We start from the raw sequence: 13541 nt of genomic DNA, 5'->3' as shown, positions 1-13541 counted from the left end.
GAACGCGATATAGCCAGAACTCCGCATCCCGGTGTAAATATCCTCATCCTGTCGATGGAAACCGTGGGGCATGGGATGAATTCGGAGCGTCGTGGCGTTCTCGCGCTTTTAGGTGGTCTTGTGCTGGGAAGGCCGTCCGTCGGCAAGGCTGCGAATAACCTCCCGGCAGTTGCCGAATCCCGCTCCGAATACAGACCCCGCCATGTCCTTTGTTTTCTCGGCCCGGAAAATGGTCTGGCGGCGCTGCAACAGAGCGCTCGCGCCGCTATCGATAAATTTGCGGCCGATTTCAGCCTCGACGAGGATTATTCGCAGGATGAGCCGGACGACCGGATGGAACGGTCTTTCAATGTCTGCTGGGATCGTGTCGACCCGAACGCCTATCAGGAGAGTGACGAGGAGGCAGTCGCCGGACACGGCTCGGTTCTTTATGTGCTTGGTCCGTCAATGGCGACGGAAACGGCCGTGGCGACATGCGGGAAAGCCCTGATGTTCGTGCAGTACATGCTCGATAACGGCGCAGTCGCCGTAAAGGGTGAAAGTGCAGGCGTTGCCCATGGCGTGCAGCGGTGGAAGGAACTCTTCGAGCAATCGCGCCGTGACGCAGCCGCAAACGACGCACTGGCATTCGCCAGAACCTGCCGTCTCTCTTTCGCACGGCGCCCCATCGGCGGCGATTCCGACGGGATGGGGAGCGTCGGCTTTCATCTGGTCGGGTTGCCCGACGTGGAGGTACATTTTATCCGAAAAGATGAAGAGCAGCCCTCAAACAACACCGAGCAGCTGAAGATCGCCGCGCTGATCGATGATATCGCCGATCAAATGACCCGTGAAGGCGTTGAAACGGCCTTGAAGGATCGTCATGCCGACTTGTCCGATGACACGCGGTACGAGGAAGACCAGTATAAATTCAATCCGTTCGGTGTCGCGACCATCCAAGACTATAAGCTTTGACGCCCCGCGGGGAAGCTTGCGGCTATCGCGGGTGCCGGGTCGCTCTCTCCCGGCACAAGCTGCATGGGCCAGATGCAATCGCGCGCCTGATCGGGGTAAAACGGCGCATAAGCCGGCATGGTCGATAGAAGGGTCTGGGCGACCGTCACGCCGAGATCATGCAGGGACATGCGGAAACTGGTCAATCTCGGCTCCAGAAACTGGCCACGCGGACCATCGCGAAAACCGATAACCGCGAGATCCCGCCCCGGTTTCAGACCGACTTCCGCCAGACGGCGATAAAGGCCGAGCGCCATCATTTCATAGATCAGCACAAGCGCGGTTGGCCGGGGCCGCATCTGCAGCCATTCGCTGGCGGCGTGATATCCGCCCTGCTCGCTCGATTTCGCCCGGATGACCAGAGACGGATCGTAAACGATGCCGTTCTCCTCCAGTCCGCGCCTGTATCCTTCCATGAAAACATAACCGAGATTGACATCGCTATCGGGTGCGGCAACCGCAATGGTGCGATGGCCGGCGGCCGCGAGCCGGTTGACAGCGCTGTGCGCAACCTCTTCGAAGTCGAGATCGATCCAGGCATGGTCGGCGCTGGAGGAAGTGCGACCGAGCGTGACGAAAGGCAAGCGGGTCTGTTTTAAGAAATCGATACGCTTGTCGACACGGCGGGTCGAAGAAATGATCATCGCATCCACTATGCGGCGCGCCACCATGCGCTTGAGATATTCGTCCGGGTCTTCATCGCCTGGGCATGGCAGAACGATGAGATCAAGATTGTGAGCGGAAAACACGCTTTGCAAACCATCCGTCACCCCCATGAAGAAGTTGTCGGAGTTTTCCACCGTCTGCGCGTCGCTGCCAGTCATCAGGCCGATAACGTTGGTGGTCCCCTGCCGGAGGCTGCGGCCGGACTGGTTGGCGACATATCCAAGCTTTTCCGCCGCTTCCAGAACGCGCCGCCGTGTTTCCTCGTTAACGTCTGGCTTACCGTTCAAGGCACGGGAAACGGTGCCTATCGATATCTCCAGATAATCGGCAAGCTGACGAATTCCTTTCATGCACTCCCCCTCCTGAGCCGGGTACGCAATCTGCGTCCCCGATAACGGTATTGACATATCTAACATGCTCAGCCTAGTGTCGTAAACGTTTACGACGCTCTGCGCAAAGAGGAGTTTTGCCCAGAGACCGGGGAGAGAAGATGATATACAATGCCGTTTTATGCGGATGCGGAGCGATGGCCAAAGGCTGGCTGCGCGCCATTCATTCGACGCCGGAGATTTTTGGCGCGATCAAGATCGTCGGCCTGGTCGATCTGAACGAAGACACGGCACGCGCGCTTGCCGAAGAATTCGCCCTCACCGATGTCATCACCGGCACCGATCTTCGCGACGTTCTCGCACGGACGAAAGCCGACATCCTGTTCGATATCGTCATTCCGCAGGCACGGTTCGCCGTTGTCGCAGCGGGTCTTGAAGCCGGGTGCCATGTGCTTAGCGAAAAGCCGCTTGCCGCATCGATGGAAGAGGCTGCAACACTGGTGGAACTGGCGAAAAAAGCCGGTAAGATTCATGCCGTGGTGCAAAACCGGCGCTTTATCTCCGGCATCAGACGGTTGCGCCGTGCCGTGGAAGATGGCGTCATTGGCGATTTGACAGCCGTTCATTGCGATTTTTTCTTAGGCCCCCATTTTGGCGGCTTCCGCGAGGAGATGAAGAACGTTCTCCTTCTCGACATGGCGATCCACACCTTCGATGCGGCGCGTTTCGTTGCCGATGAAAAGCCTCTCTCCGTATATTGCGTGGAGAAAAATCCGGCCGGCTCCTGGTACGCACACGGAGCAAGCGCCAATGCCATATTCGAATTTTCCAACGATGTAATCTTCACCTATCGCGGCTCCTGGTGCGCGGAAGGCGAAAGAACCAGCTGGGAAGCCCGCTGGCGGCTGATCGGCTCCAAGGGCATGATCCTCTGGGACGGGGAAGACAATTTTTCGGCTTCCGTGGCCGGCGAAGAGCCCGGTCTTCTGCGTGGATTCAAGACCGTAAACGTTTCCGATAGTATTTCCGAGAAGGATACGCACGGGCACACCAGCGTCATACTCTCGTTTCTTCAATCCATCCGCACCGGCGAGATGCCGGAAACGGCCTCATTCGACAACATCAACAGCCTGGCCATGGTAATCGGCGCGATCGAAAGCGCCCGCATCGGCCAGCGTGTTTCCATCGCAGCATAAGGACCGACAGACGTGAGCAATCCGGCAAAATCCATCCGCATCGGCACCATGGTCAGCGCCACCAAAGGGCAGGCGGCTGAACGCATCGGGCAGATAGCCGATCTCGGTTTCGAAAGCTTCGAACCGTTCTTCTGGCAGACGACCAACGGTCAGGACCTTGCCGATCTCGGCAAGCGCTGCCTTGACGCGATCGGCGACCGCGACATCACCATCGGCACGCTCGGCATGTTCGGCAACCCGCTGGAGGAGACCGAGATCGACCTCCAGACGTTGCAGGGCTGGAAAGACTGCATCGACAACGCCCATCATTTCGGCGCAACCTGCGTTGCGGGTTTCACCGGCCGGCTGCGCGGAAAGCCGCTGCCCGAGAGCCTGCCCCGTTATAAGGAAATCTGGAGCGAGCTTGCCAAGAGGGCAGCGGACAAGGGCGTGAAGATCGCTTTTGAAAATTGCGCCATGGACGGCAACTGGCAGACCGGCGACTGGAACATCGCCCATAATCCCGACGCGTGGGAACTGATGTTCAACGAAACGCCGGATGACAATATCGGTATCGAGTGGGAGCCCTGCCACCAGATGGTCTATCTCATCGATCCGCTTCCGCAGATCCGCAAATGGGCCGACAAGATTTTCCATGTGCACGGCAAGGATGCGACCATCCGCTGGGATGTCATTCGCGAGCACGGTATTTTCGGCAAGGAAAAATTCGTTTTCATGCGCACGCCGGGCTTCGGCGACAGCAACTGGACGGACGTTATATCGGAACTGCGTCTGGCCGGCTGGTCCGGCTCGATCGACATCGAAGGCTGGCATGACCCGGTCTACCGCGACGATCTGGAAATGACGGGACAGGTGCACGGCCTGAACTATCTGAAACATTGCCGGGGCGGCGAATTTGTCGTCGATCCCACTTGAAAGAACGGAAGCCTTTGGGAGAAGGCTTCCAGCAGTTGCAGAGACGATAACCAAGAGGAGGAGATTATTATGGGTATCGCGAAATGCATGATGGCCGGTGCGCTTGTTCTGGCGAGCGTATCCGCCGGTGCGATGACGGCACATGCGGAAGATGTGACCTTGACCTTGTGGTCGCTGGACAGGGATATCCAGCCGGCGCCGAACCTCGTTAACGAGTTCAACAAGCTCAATAACGGCATCAAGATCGAATATAGGCAATTGCAGTTCGATGATGTGGTGAGCGAGTCCATGCGTGCCTACTCGACCGGCAACGCACCCGACATCATCGCCATCGACAATCCCAACCACGCCATGTTCGCCGCACGCGGCGCCTTTCTCGACGTGACGGATATGATCGCCAAGTCGGATGTCATCAAGACCGAAAACTATTTTCCGGGTCCGCTGAAATCCGTGACCTGGGACGGCAAATATTTCGGCGTTCCGAAAGCGACGAATACGATTGCCCTCTACTACAACAAGGACCTGTTCAAGGCAGCCGGTCTCGATGCGGCAAAACCGCCGCAGACCTGGGAGGAGCTGGTGGACGCTGCCCGCAAGCTCACCAACCCTGCCAAGAATGTTTACGGCATCAGCTTCAGCGCCAAGGCCAACGAGGAAGGCACCTTCCAGTTCCTGCCCTGGGCGCAGATGGCCGGCGCCACCTACAAGAACATCAATACCGATGGCGCGGTAAAGGCGCTTGATACGTGGAAGCTTCTGCTGACCGAGAAACTGGCCTCGCCGGACACGCTGACGCGCAGCCAGTGGGATTCCACTGCCACCTTCAACGCCGGCAACGCAGCCATGGCGATCTCCGGACCATGGGAAATCGACCGCATGCTGAAGGACGCCAAGTTCGACTGGGGCGTTACGCTGCTGCCGGTTCCGACACCGGATGCGCCGCGGTCTTCGGCCATGGGCGACTATAACTGGGCGATCTTCTCCAAGACCAAACATCCGGCCGAGGCCTTCAAGGCGATCGAGTTCTTCGCCTCGCAGGACAAGGATATGTTCAAGAACTTCGGCCAGTTGCCGGCACGTTCCGATATTCCGGTTCCGCCCACCGGCAATGCACTGAAGGATGAGGCGCTCAAGACCTTTATCGAGCAGCTCAAATATGCGCAGCCGCGCGGTCCCTCGCCTGAATGGCCGAAGATTTCCAAGGCCATCCAGGACGCCATCCAGGGCGCCTTGTCGGGTCAGATGACACCGAAGGCCGCGCTTGATCAGGCCGCTGAAAAGATAAAGCTGATCGAAGGCTGATCTATCTGGGCGGAAGGCCGGGTTCATCCGGCCTCCCATCCACGGGGTTCCTCCCGGGGGGGCCGCTTGCTGTGATATGCAGCGGCGGCCCCGATCGGAGCTTGAGAGGATGTTTCATGAAAAAACTGTTTTCCAGCGTCAGCGACGGTCGTGGTTTCGACCTCATCCTCGTCGCTTTTCCTTTGGGCTTCCTGTTCGTGATGGCGGGGCTGCCGCTCATCTACAACATCGTCATGAGCTTTCAGGAAGTCGACATGTTCAGTCTGGGCACCTTCGTGCGCCCGTTTGTCGGTTTCCGCAATTATGTCGATCTGTTCCGGCAGCCTGAAACCCTGCCGATCCTGTTCAACACCGTCACCTTCGTTGTCGCCTCCATTGCCGGGCAATTCGCCATCGGTTTCGGCCTGGCGCTGTTCTTCTGGGTGAATTTCCCCGGCGCCAGCTGGCTGCGCGGGCTGTTCCTCGTCTCCTGGGTCATGCCCGGGCTCGTCGTCGGTGCAATCTGGAACTGGATATTGTCAGGCGATTTCGGCGTGCTGAACTTCTTCCTGCGCGAAAGCGGCATGATTTCCGCAAACATCTTCTGGCGATCGGACGCGAATTTTTCGCTCTGGGCCGTCGTTATCGCCAATATCTGGCTCGGCACCTCGTTCAACATGATCCTTCTCTCGGTTGGCCTCGCCTCCATTCCTGGCGATCTTTACGAGGCGGCTGAACTGGACGGCGCCAGTGCCTGGCAACGCTTCTACACCATCACCTTGCCGATGATGCGCTCCACAATCGGTGCGATCGTTTCGCTCGGCCTGATTTTCACGCTTCAGCAATTCGATCTTTTCGCCGCCATCACCGATGGCGGACCCAACAACAGTTCAAACGTGGCGCAATACTGGGCCTGGGATCTGTCGTTCCGGCAATATGATTTCGGCAGGGGTGCGACGATCTCCGTCATCATGATCGTTTTCGTCATGCTGGCGTCCGTCGTCTATGTGCGCTCGACACGGCATGAGGTGCGCGGATGAGTATCGCGACCCGCAACCGGTTGATGCTGGCGATCGCCATCGCGCTTGCCATCATCTATCTCTTTCCGCTCTACTGGATGTACCTGACTTCGCTCAAGAGCGGCTCAGAAATGTTCGCCAACCCGCCAGGCTTCTGGCCGGCCGATCCGCAATGGCAGACCTTTGCCTATGTGTGGCAAAGCCGCAATATGGGGCGTTATCTTTGGAACTCGGTGCTCATCGCCACAAGTGCGGTGGCGCTGATTACCGTGCTCGGCGTCGGCTGCGCCTATGTGCTGGCGCGGTATCGCAACGTCTGGGTGGATATCGGCCTGTTCCTCATCCTCATGCTGCAGGTTCTGCCGGCATCCCTGATGATCACGCCGATCTTCGTCGGCTTCTCGCAAGTGGGGCTGCTGGATTATCCCCGCCTGTCGGTCATCCTTGCCATTGCGGCGAAAAGCATGCCCTTCTTCGTGGTGCTGGTGCGCGCAACCTTCATGGCGGTTCCGCAGGAACTGGAAGAAGCAGCCCTGGTGGATGGTAACTCCCGCGTCGGCGCCTTCTTCAACATCGTGCTGCCACTTGCCAGAAACGGCATCCTCGTCAGCGCCATCCTCATTTTCATGCAGGCTTTCGGGGAATTCGTCTATTCGAAATCGATGATCCAAGCGGCTGAACTACAGCCTGCCAGCGTCGGCCTCAATTCCTTCATGGGCCCCAACACCAGCGAATGGAACAACATCATGGCCTATGCGACCATGTATGTGACACCCATTCTTGCCCTGTTCATTCTCTTGCAGCGCCGCATCGTTTCCGGCCTGACCTCGGGAGCGCTAAAATGACCCTTCAGATCGAACTTTCCGGCGTAAACAAATATTACGGTGCCTTCCACGCGCTGAAGGACATCCATCTTTCGATAGAGAAAGGCACCTTCGTCGCCCTGGTCGGCCCGTCCGGCTGCGGAAAATCCACCCTGTTGCGTTCGCTGGCGGGGCTGGAGACCATATCGAGCGGCGACATGCGCATTGCAGGCACGCTGATGAACGGCGTGCCGCCGCGCAAGCGCGATGTGGCGATGGTGTTCCAGTCCTACGCGCTCTACCCCCATATGACGGTAGAGGAGAACCTGACCTATTCGCTGCGCATGCGCGGCGTGGCTAAGGCGGAAGCCCGCAAGGCGGCGGAGGACGTTGCCGTCACAACCGGCCTCTCAAAGCTGATGAAACGATACCCGCGCGAACTTTCCGGCGGCCAGCGTCAGCGCGTTGCCATGAGCCGGGCGATCATTCGCAATCCGCAGGCATTCCTGTTCGACGAACCGCTCTCCAACCTCGATGCGGCGCTGCGCGTGCATATGCGCAAGGAAATCCGCGCGCTCCACGACCGCCTGCACGCCACCTCGGTCTATGTCACCCATGACCAGATAGAGGCGATGACGATGGCTGATCACGTCGTCGTCATGCGGGACGGCGTGATCGAGCAGCAGGGTACGCCGCTGGAACTATACGACCGCCCCGTCAATCGTTTTGTCGCAGGCTTCATCGGTTCGCCGGCCATGAATTTCATTCCGGCGACGGCCAGCGCGGACGGCGTTTCGCTTCAGCTGCGTTTCGGCGAAAACGAGCCGGAGCAGCCCATCAAAAGCCCGACTTCATTGCCACCCGGCAAACGCGTCATCGTCGGCATCAGGCCGGAACATATCCGGCCCGTAACAGCAACCGGAGCGGCGCTGACATTGCCCGTTTCGGCAGTGGAAACGACCGGTTCGGCCACCTTCCTCACGCTCGGCACCTCGACCGAAGTGGTCATCGCGATACAGGGACGCAGTGAGGTCAGAGCCGGTGAAGTCATCGGCCTCGATATCAACCCGTCCGACATGCATTTGTTCGATGAAGAAACGGGGGCCGGTCTCGGAGGCCGGTGAACCGAAGACACCAGGCACGCGGATCGGAGCCGGTTTTACGGCCGGAGCGCCGATCCCTTGCACCGCCGGACGCAGGCGATCAAATTGTTCATCGCGGACCAGTGAGCGTCCGCGATGAGGCAAAAGGTTCAGCGCCCCATGACTATGTCGAGAATACTCCGACGCGCGGTCGCGGCGGTCGCGGTGGCCCGGCCAACTTCACGGGCAGCGATGGCGGGCGAACCGGAGCCATCAATATCCACCCACCGACCGGCATGTTCCGTGGATTGACGCTTGAGGTAGGTATAGGGCGTTTCGTCCCAGCGAAAAATCTTCGTTTTCATATTGTCGAGGATGAAATCTCCCCTATCCGTCCTGACCGTGAGGACGGCGTGACCCTCACCCCGTTCGTCCCGGACGACCGTGATCAAGAGGTCGGAAACCGGCAAACCTGCTTCCATAAGCCGCTTGCGCTTCTCCAGCGCTAGATCCTCGCAGTCTCCGGCGCCGTTATAAGGGTATTCCCAGTAGTCCTCGTAACCCCACACTTCCATGTCGGTACGCTGGTCGATTTCGACATTGACGGAACTGTTGACCGAAACGAAGGTCGCCCAGAGATCGGGGGTAAGATTAAGCGGCGGCACGGCCTTCATCGGCCGGCATTCAGCCGAATGCCGCTGGCAGAAGTCGTAGTGCCCGATGGGCTGCGACGTGATCTTGCCCGTCTGCATCGAAAAAGATGCCTGCGCCGGCGCAGCCAAACCTGCAACGGCCAGAATGAAACATGCTTGCAGCAATTTGATGAGATAGGTCATGTTCGTCTCCTGACGACATGACCTATCGGCGGCGGTTTGAGGTCCAATGAAACAAAATGCTCGACCTTTAACGAACCCGATAATTCCGGTCCTCACGGTTCCGGCAGAGCGTGGCCCTGCCGGAAGATCGTGCGTGAAGCGGCGGCATTGGAACGGCCAACAACGGGAAAGTGAGCGACGTGAACTTGTCACGCGCGGACGGCCTGCCTATTAAAGGCCCGTCACCGCAACAACACTCCACATCATAGAGAACGCTGCATGAGCCTGTTTGCGAAGTCCACCCGCGCGGCCGCTGTCATTCTGGCGCTGGCCTGCCTGCCTTCATATGCCGCAGCGCAGCAGATGATCGTCGTGCCTGCCGGAAACAGGTCGGCCGAACAACCGGAAATACCCCAGGCTTCGGCGATCAGGACCAGGGCGTTCTCCACGACCTATGAGGAAAAATTCCGCAAGACGGTCGACCTTCTAAACAGCGAGCCGGGTCTTCTCGGCAAGATCAGGAAGGCGGCGGCGGCCTACGGCATCGATCCGATCCACATTGTCGGCGCCATCGTCGGGGAACACACTTTCAACGTCACGGCCGTGGACCGCTTGCAGACATATTACGTCAAGGCCATTTCCTATGCGGAACTCGATATAAAATTCAGCTATCAGGGCGTTTCCCTGAAGACATTTCTCGAACGGCCGGAATTCGGCTCCTGCGAGGCTCTACCGACGACTTCCGAGCAATGGAGCTGCCGAGATACTGTCTGGGACGCCAGTTTTCGGGGCAAGACCGTCGATGGCGTGACCTATGAGGCATTTTCGTTCCAGCGGGCCTTCTTTCAGCCTTTCTATGCCGGACAGACCTTTGGCCTTGGCCAGATCAGCCCGTTGACGGCCCTGCAGGTCACCGATCTGGTGAACAGGACCAGCGGCCTGCCGAAACTCTCCGCAGACAGGCCGAAGGAAATTTACCGCGACGTCATGGATCCCGACCGAAGCATCATCTACATCGCCGCCATTCTAAGAGATTCCATCGACGCCTACAGGGAAAAAGGTTTCGATATTTCCGGCAATCCCGGCATCACCGCAACCCTCTACAATGTCGGCCAACCGCGCCGGCGTGCCGAACGTCTGCGGGTGGCAGTAGATGCCGGCGCAAAAAAGCTGCTGCCGGTCGAAAACTACTATGGATGGCTGATCAACGAGCGCCTTGATGCTCTGAGAAACATTCTCGACGGCAAGGCCGTCGATAAACGGACGACCTCGGATATTGGTGGGAAATCGCGGTAACGGCACCGTCGATGTCAGAAGAACGTCTTATCTCGTGAATATCGATCTGGTGGACGAGGCCGATCGTTATTCCACCGTTGCGGGCTACATCCTTTGGCGCCTCAGCCGTCTTCCGGAGATGGGTGAGCGTGTGGTCGGGGGACGGGTCGAATTCGAGATCGTTTCCCGTTCGGACAGGAACATCGAAAAAGGTCCGGGCATGAAACAGTGTTCTGCCGGAAACATGAGCCGGGAAAAGCTGGGCTCACTTCGGAATGACGAAGTGATGCGCCGGACAAGCCATGGAGCATGGCTTCTCACAAAATGTAGAGACCTTTTCTCCATCATCTCGGGCTTGTGTGGATGCTTAAGCTCTGCCAAGCGAATTGCGTCAACACGACGCCATGCATGACATCTTCAACTCGCAGTATCGATCGCGGAGATCCAGCCGGCGGCACGGCGGGCGGCGTCCGCAAGCACGGGTTTCGGCGCTTTGTACCATTCGTTTTCCTGCAACTCGCGCTTCACGCGAACGAAGCTGATGGCATCATCGAGCGTCGGGAATTCCACCGGCAATGTCAGGTGCAGAAAGAGCGCAACAACGGCGACGGAGCGCGAACGGCCGCCGCGGCAATTGATCAGCACATTGCCGCGCTCCCGCCGGGGATAGGAGGGCTTGTCGGGCAAAATCTGTTCCAGCGCTGCCCGCAGGATGTAATGGGCCGCAACCATCTGGGTATCGGGATTTCCGTCGCCGTCGATCAGACCGATCTTGTAATAACGGATTTCGCCGGGTCCATAGATGCTGCCTTCGTGATCGGAAACGATCTGCGGCTGCTCTACGAAGTTGAAGTCGAGATTGACGGCACAATTGACGACGGTTGTGATGCCGTTTTCACGCAAAAGCGTGAGATCGCTGGCGCCTTCCTTGCCTGAAATGAAAAGATCGACGCCATAAAGCGGGTGCCGCTTATAAATAAGGCTGAGCTTCGGCAATTCGCCGGCTTCCTGTTCTCGGGATAAGGTCTTTTCCGGTTGCGGCATGTCTTGTCTCCGTAGGCGCCGATGTGGCGGCCGTCATGTCTTTGCTTGTTCAGGCGTTTGCGGCCGTCTGGCTTGGCGGGATCGCTGCCTTGGCGACGCGGCTTGCGGATATGGATCGCGCCACCCGCTGCAATGTCGGGTAATTCGCCCCCTCGCCCGTGGCGATATAGCCGGGGCAGAGAAAATCGGCCGAACCCTCCACCACTTTTCCGAGGGTCAGCGGCTCATATGTTCCCCCCGCATTCTTGAGAATGAGGATAGCTGCTGCCACATCCCAGGCATTGACGCCGAAACCGGCGGCGGCATCCGTGCGGCCGGCCGCCACATGGGCAATGCTGAGGGCAGCGCTGCCGGGCCGGCGCAGCGTCGAGAAGGTTTCGACAAGCGCACCGAAATTGGAAAGCGCTGCGTCCCGTCCATCCAGCCGAAAATCGCGCGAGACCGGATAGCCTGTGATCAGTGTCGCCCGGGTTTCATCGGCAACGCTGCGTGAGCGCAGCCTGTCGCCGTTGAGATAAGAAGACTTGAGGTCGGCGGAAAACATCTGGTCGGTCACGGGGTCGTAAACCACACCGGCAACGGCTTCACCGCCGATGACGGCGGCGATTGACACGCACCAGAAGGCAAGGCCACGGGCAAAATTTGCCGTACCGTCAATGGGATCGACATACCATTGCACCTCGCCGCTGCCAATCTGGCCGCCCTCTTCACCCATTATTGCCGAATTGGGCTCCCGTTCGAGAATGACGGCGCGGATCGCAGCTTCGGCGCGTTTGTCATGAATGGTTACGATGTCGTGGAGATCGACCTTGTAGTCTACGGCCATATCGGAGCGGAATGCAGCAAGCAGCGGATCGCGCACGGCGCGAGCAGCCGCTTCGGCGATTTTCATCAGCCACACCGAGCGGGAAAACGCCTCCTCGTTTTCAGGTTCATGTTCGGTCGAAGAAGGGCTTTGCATCAGCGTATCCAGTCTGTTTGTTCACAAAGGAGAGACAGGCGCGGCTGGCGCCGCGCCAGCCAAGATCATTTCCTGTAGTTGACGCGCCAGACATCCTGCCATTCCTCGCGACGATCGAAATCAGCGAGCCCGGTAGCGGAATCATAGGCCATAAGCTTGTCGGCAACCTTCATCAGCCTCGACGGCTCGTCCGCCGGCATCTTGATGTCGATATTGGTCGGCAGCTTGCCGTCCTTCATCTGCGGTGCGATGCCCTCTTCCGTCAGTATGTAGTGGACGAAGAGTTTCGCCATGTTCGGGCTTTTGGTCTTGGAGGCGATCAGCCCAAGCTTGATGTAGGTCCAGCCCACCCACGGATCGAGATCGGTGCAGAGGCCGAGCTTGTAGCCCTTGTCGGCATTGTCGCGGAACTTCGCCGAGCTGAGCAGGCCGAAGAAGGGCTGCTTCTGTCCGGGCGCACCCACGGCCTCTGCCACCGGGTCGTCGCCATCCGTAGCAAGAGGGCCGTTCTGAGCCAGTGCCTTGATCCAGGCTGCGGCCGCGTCCTTTTCGATATTTTTGCCGAAATGTGCCTTGTAGGCCGCGGCCACTTTTTCGTTGCCATGGGCTTCGAGCTGGTTGAACCAGTCCGTATAGGTGCTCTTGCTCAAGGGATCGACCATGGCGACCTTGCCTTTCCATTTCGGCTCGGTCAGTTCCCAGATATTGGTCACCGGGCATTTGTCATAGGCTTCCGTATTATAGGCCCAGACATTCGCGTTGGTGGAGATTGCCAGCGGGTTCTGGAACTGCGCCGGGATTTTCGCCGCCATGTCGTCCGGCAGGTAATTCTTGACAAATCCCGCCGGCAGAAGCTGCGCGAGCGCCGATGGTGCGTCGGTGATCAGCACCACATCGCCCTGCACGTTGCCGGACTGGCTTTCGCGAATGATCATTTCCAGCTGGCTGTTGGCGGAAACCTTCACGCCTGTCGCCTTCAGCCCGTATTTGGCGCTGAACTTGTCGGCCATTTCCACGATCTTGCCGGTGCTGTCGTAGATATTGATCGGCTTCTCCTGCTTCGCCGCTGCCAAGATTACATCGAGATCGAAAGTTTCTTCAGCTGCAGCGCCCATTGCGGATAAGCCCGCAATAGCAATAGCGATCGCCATCGCCGTCATCG

Annotated in this window: 14 protein-coding genes; 9 read left to right on the top strand and 5 right to left on the bottom strand. The window is 58.6% G+C overall.

Annotation, left to right across the window (positions count from 1 at the left end):
• The first annotated feature begins 75 nt into the window (after positions 1-75).
• Positions 76-954: a hypothetical protein gene (locus QSK43_RS20725; RefSeq protein WP_332305099.1), complete on the top strand. Its 879-nt coding sequence runs from the start codon at positions 76-78 to the stop codon at positions 952-954.
• Here the strand turns inward: QSK43_RS20725 and QSK43_RS20720 are convergent.
• Positions 942-2009: a LacI family DNA-binding transcriptional regulator gene (locus QSK43_RS20720; RefSeq protein WP_332305052.1), complete on the bottom strand. Its 1068-nt coding sequence runs from the start codon at positions 2007-2009 to the stop codon at positions 942-944. The genes QSK43_RS20725 and QSK43_RS20720 overlap by 13 nt on opposite strands.
• 140 nt (positions 2010-2149) lie before the next feature.
• Between QSK43_RS20720 and QSK43_RS20715 the strand changes: the two genes are divergently transcribed.
• The 6 genes from QSK43_RS20715 to QSK43_RS20690 all read left to right on the top strand — a co-directional run bounded on the left by QSK43_RS20715 (position 2150) and on the right by QSK43_RS20690 (position 8326).
• On the top strand, positions 2150-3184 hold the full coding sequence (locus QSK43_RS20715; RefSeq protein WP_332305051.1) for a Gfo/Idh/MocA family protein: 1035 nt from the start codon (positions 2150-2152) through the stop codon (positions 3182-3184).
• Between the two features lie 12 nt (positions 3185-3196).
• A complete protein-coding gene (locus QSK43_RS20710; RefSeq protein ID WP_332305050.1) occupies positions 3197-4099 on the top strand; it encodes a sugar phosphate isomerase/epimerase family protein in 903 nt (300 codons plus the stop codon).
• A gap of 69 nt (positions 4100-4168) precedes the next feature.
• Complete coding sequence (locus QSK43_RS20705; RefSeq protein ID WP_045020208.1) at positions 4169-5401, top strand: ABC transporter substrate-binding protein; 1233 nt, start codon at positions 4169-4171, stop codon at positions 5399-5401.
• Positions 5402-5517: 116 nt separating this feature from the next.
• Positions 5518-6420: a carbohydrate ABC transporter permease gene (locus tag QSK43_RS20700; RefSeq protein WP_045019971.1), complete on the top strand. Its 903-nt coding sequence runs from the start codon at positions 5518-5520 to the stop codon at positions 6418-6420.
• Positions 6417-7244: a carbohydrate ABC transporter permease gene (locus QSK43_RS20695; RefSeq protein WP_332305049.1), complete on the top strand. Its 828-nt coding sequence runs from the start codon at positions 6417-6419 to the stop codon at positions 7242-7244. The genes QSK43_RS20700 and QSK43_RS20695 overlap by 4 nt, the downstream gene beginning before the upstream one ends.
• Positions 7241-8326: an ABC transporter ATP-binding protein gene (locus QSK43_RS20690; RefSeq protein WP_332305048.1), complete on the top strand. Its 1086-nt coding sequence runs from the start codon at positions 7241-7243 to the stop codon at positions 8324-8326. Before QSK43_RS20695 ends, QSK43_RS20690 begins: the two co-directional genes overlap by 4 nt.
• Positions 8327-8454: 128 nt before the next feature.
• On the opposite strand, the gene QSK43_RS20685 is transcribed toward QSK43_RS20690, so the two are convergent.
• On the bottom strand, positions 8455-9120 hold the full coding sequence (locus QSK43_RS20685) for a transglutaminase-like cysteine peptidase (RefSeq protein WP_332305047.1): 666 nt from the start codon (positions 9118-9120) through the stop codon (positions 8455-8457).
• Positions 9121-9378: 258 nt separating this feature from the next.
• Between QSK43_RS20685 and QSK43_RS20680 the strand changes: the two genes are divergently transcribed.
• Together QSK43_RS20680 and QSK43_RS20675 are read left to right on the top strand one after the other, a co-directional pair.
• Positions 9379-10395, top strand: coding sequence for a DUF1402 family protein (locus QSK43_RS20680; protein ID WP_332305046.1), 1017 nt, complete (start codon positions 9379-9381; stop codon positions 10393-10395).
• Positions 10379-10786, top strand: coding sequence for a transporter associated domain-containing protein (locus tag QSK43_RS20675; protein ID WP_442967870.1), 408 nt, complete (start codon positions 10379-10381; stop codon positions 10784-10786). Before QSK43_RS20680 ends, QSK43_RS20675 begins: the two co-directional genes overlap by 17 nt.
• 5 nt (positions 10787-10791) lie before the next feature.
• Here QSK43_RS20675 and QSK43_RS20670 read toward each other — a convergent pair whose 3' ends face one another.
• From QSK43_RS20670 to QSK43_RS20660, 3 genes are all read right to left on the bottom strand, one after another.
• Positions 10792-11418, bottom strand: a complete 627-nt coding sequence (locus QSK43_RS20670; protein WP_332305044.1) for a dual specificity protein phosphatase family protein — start codon at positions 11416-11418, stop codon at positions 10792-10794.
• A 49-nt stretch (positions 11419-11467) separates the two neighbouring features.
• Entirely contained in the window at positions 11468-12310 is an 843-nt protein-coding gene (locus QSK43_RS20665) for an inositol monophosphatase family protein (RefSeq protein ID WP_332305098.1), read from the bottom strand.
• 134 nt (positions 12311-12444) lie between these two features.
• Positions 12445-13530, bottom strand: a complete 1086-nt coding sequence (locus tag QSK43_RS20660; protein WP_442967869.1) for an ABC transporter substrate-binding protein — start codon at positions 13528-13530, stop codon at positions 12445-12447.
• Between the last annotated feature and the right edge of the window lie 11 nt (positions 13531-13541).

The sequence above is a fragment of the Rhizobium sp. GR12 genome, assembly GCF_036596185.1.
In the GTDB taxonomy this organism is placed as follows: Bacteria; Pseudomonadota; Alphaproteobacteria; order Rhizobiales; family Rhizobiaceae; genus Agrobacterium; species Agrobacterium nepotum.
The sequence above is the reverse complement of the archived record's forward strand: the minus strand, read 5'-3'. Positions and strand labels throughout refer to the sequence as shown.

Excerpts from the sequence above, each read along its gene's own strand:
- QSK43_RS20725 (WP_332305099.1), top strand. The coding sequence starts at position 76 with ATGAATTCGGAGCGTCGTGGCGTTCTCGCGCTTTTAGGTGGTCTTGTG.
- QSK43_RS20720 (WP_332305052.1), bottom strand. The coding sequence starts at position 2,009 with ATGAAAGGAATTCGTCAGCTTGCCGATTATCTGGAGATATCGATAGGC.
- QSK43_RS20715 (WP_332305051.1), top strand. The coding sequence starts at position 2,150 with ATGATATACAATGCCGTTTTATGCGGATGCGGAGCGATGGCCAAAGGC.
- QSK43_RS20705 (WP_045020208.1), top strand. The coding sequence starts at position 4,169 with ATGGGTATCGCGAAATGCATGATGGCCGGTGCGCTTGTTCTGGCGAGC.
- QSK43_RS20700 (WP_045019971.1), top strand. The coding sequence starts at position 5,518 with ATGAAAAAACTGTTTTCCAGCGTCAGCGACGGTCGTGGTTTCGACCTC.
- QSK43_RS20695 (WP_332305049.1), top strand. The coding sequence starts at position 6,417 with ATGAGTATCGCGACCCGCAACCGGTTGATGCTGGCGATCGCCATCGCG.
- QSK43_RS20690 (WP_332305048.1), top strand. The coding sequence starts at position 7,241 with ATGACCCTTCAGATCGAACTTTCCGGCGTAAACAAATATTACGGTGCC.
- QSK43_RS20685 (WP_332305047.1), bottom strand. The coding sequence starts at position 9,120 with ATGACCTATCTCATCAAATTGCTGCAAGCATGTTTCATTCTGGCCGTT.
- QSK43_RS20680 (WP_332305046.1), top strand. The coding sequence starts at position 9,379 with ATGAGCCTGTTTGCGAAGTCCACCCGCGCGGCCGCTGTCATTCTGGCG.
- QSK43_RS20670 (WP_332305044.1), bottom strand. The coding sequence starts at position 11,418 with ATGCCGCAACCGGAAAAGACCTTATCCCGAGAACAGGAAGCCGGCGAA.
- QSK43_RS20665 (WP_332305098.1), bottom strand. The coding sequence starts at position 12,310 with ATGAAAATCGCCGAAGCGGCTGCTCGCGCCGTGCGCGATCCGCTGCTT.
- QSK43_RS20660 (WP_442967869.1), bottom strand. The coding sequence starts at position 13,530 with ATGGCGATCGCTATTGCTATTGCGGGCTTATCCGCAATGGGCGCTGCA.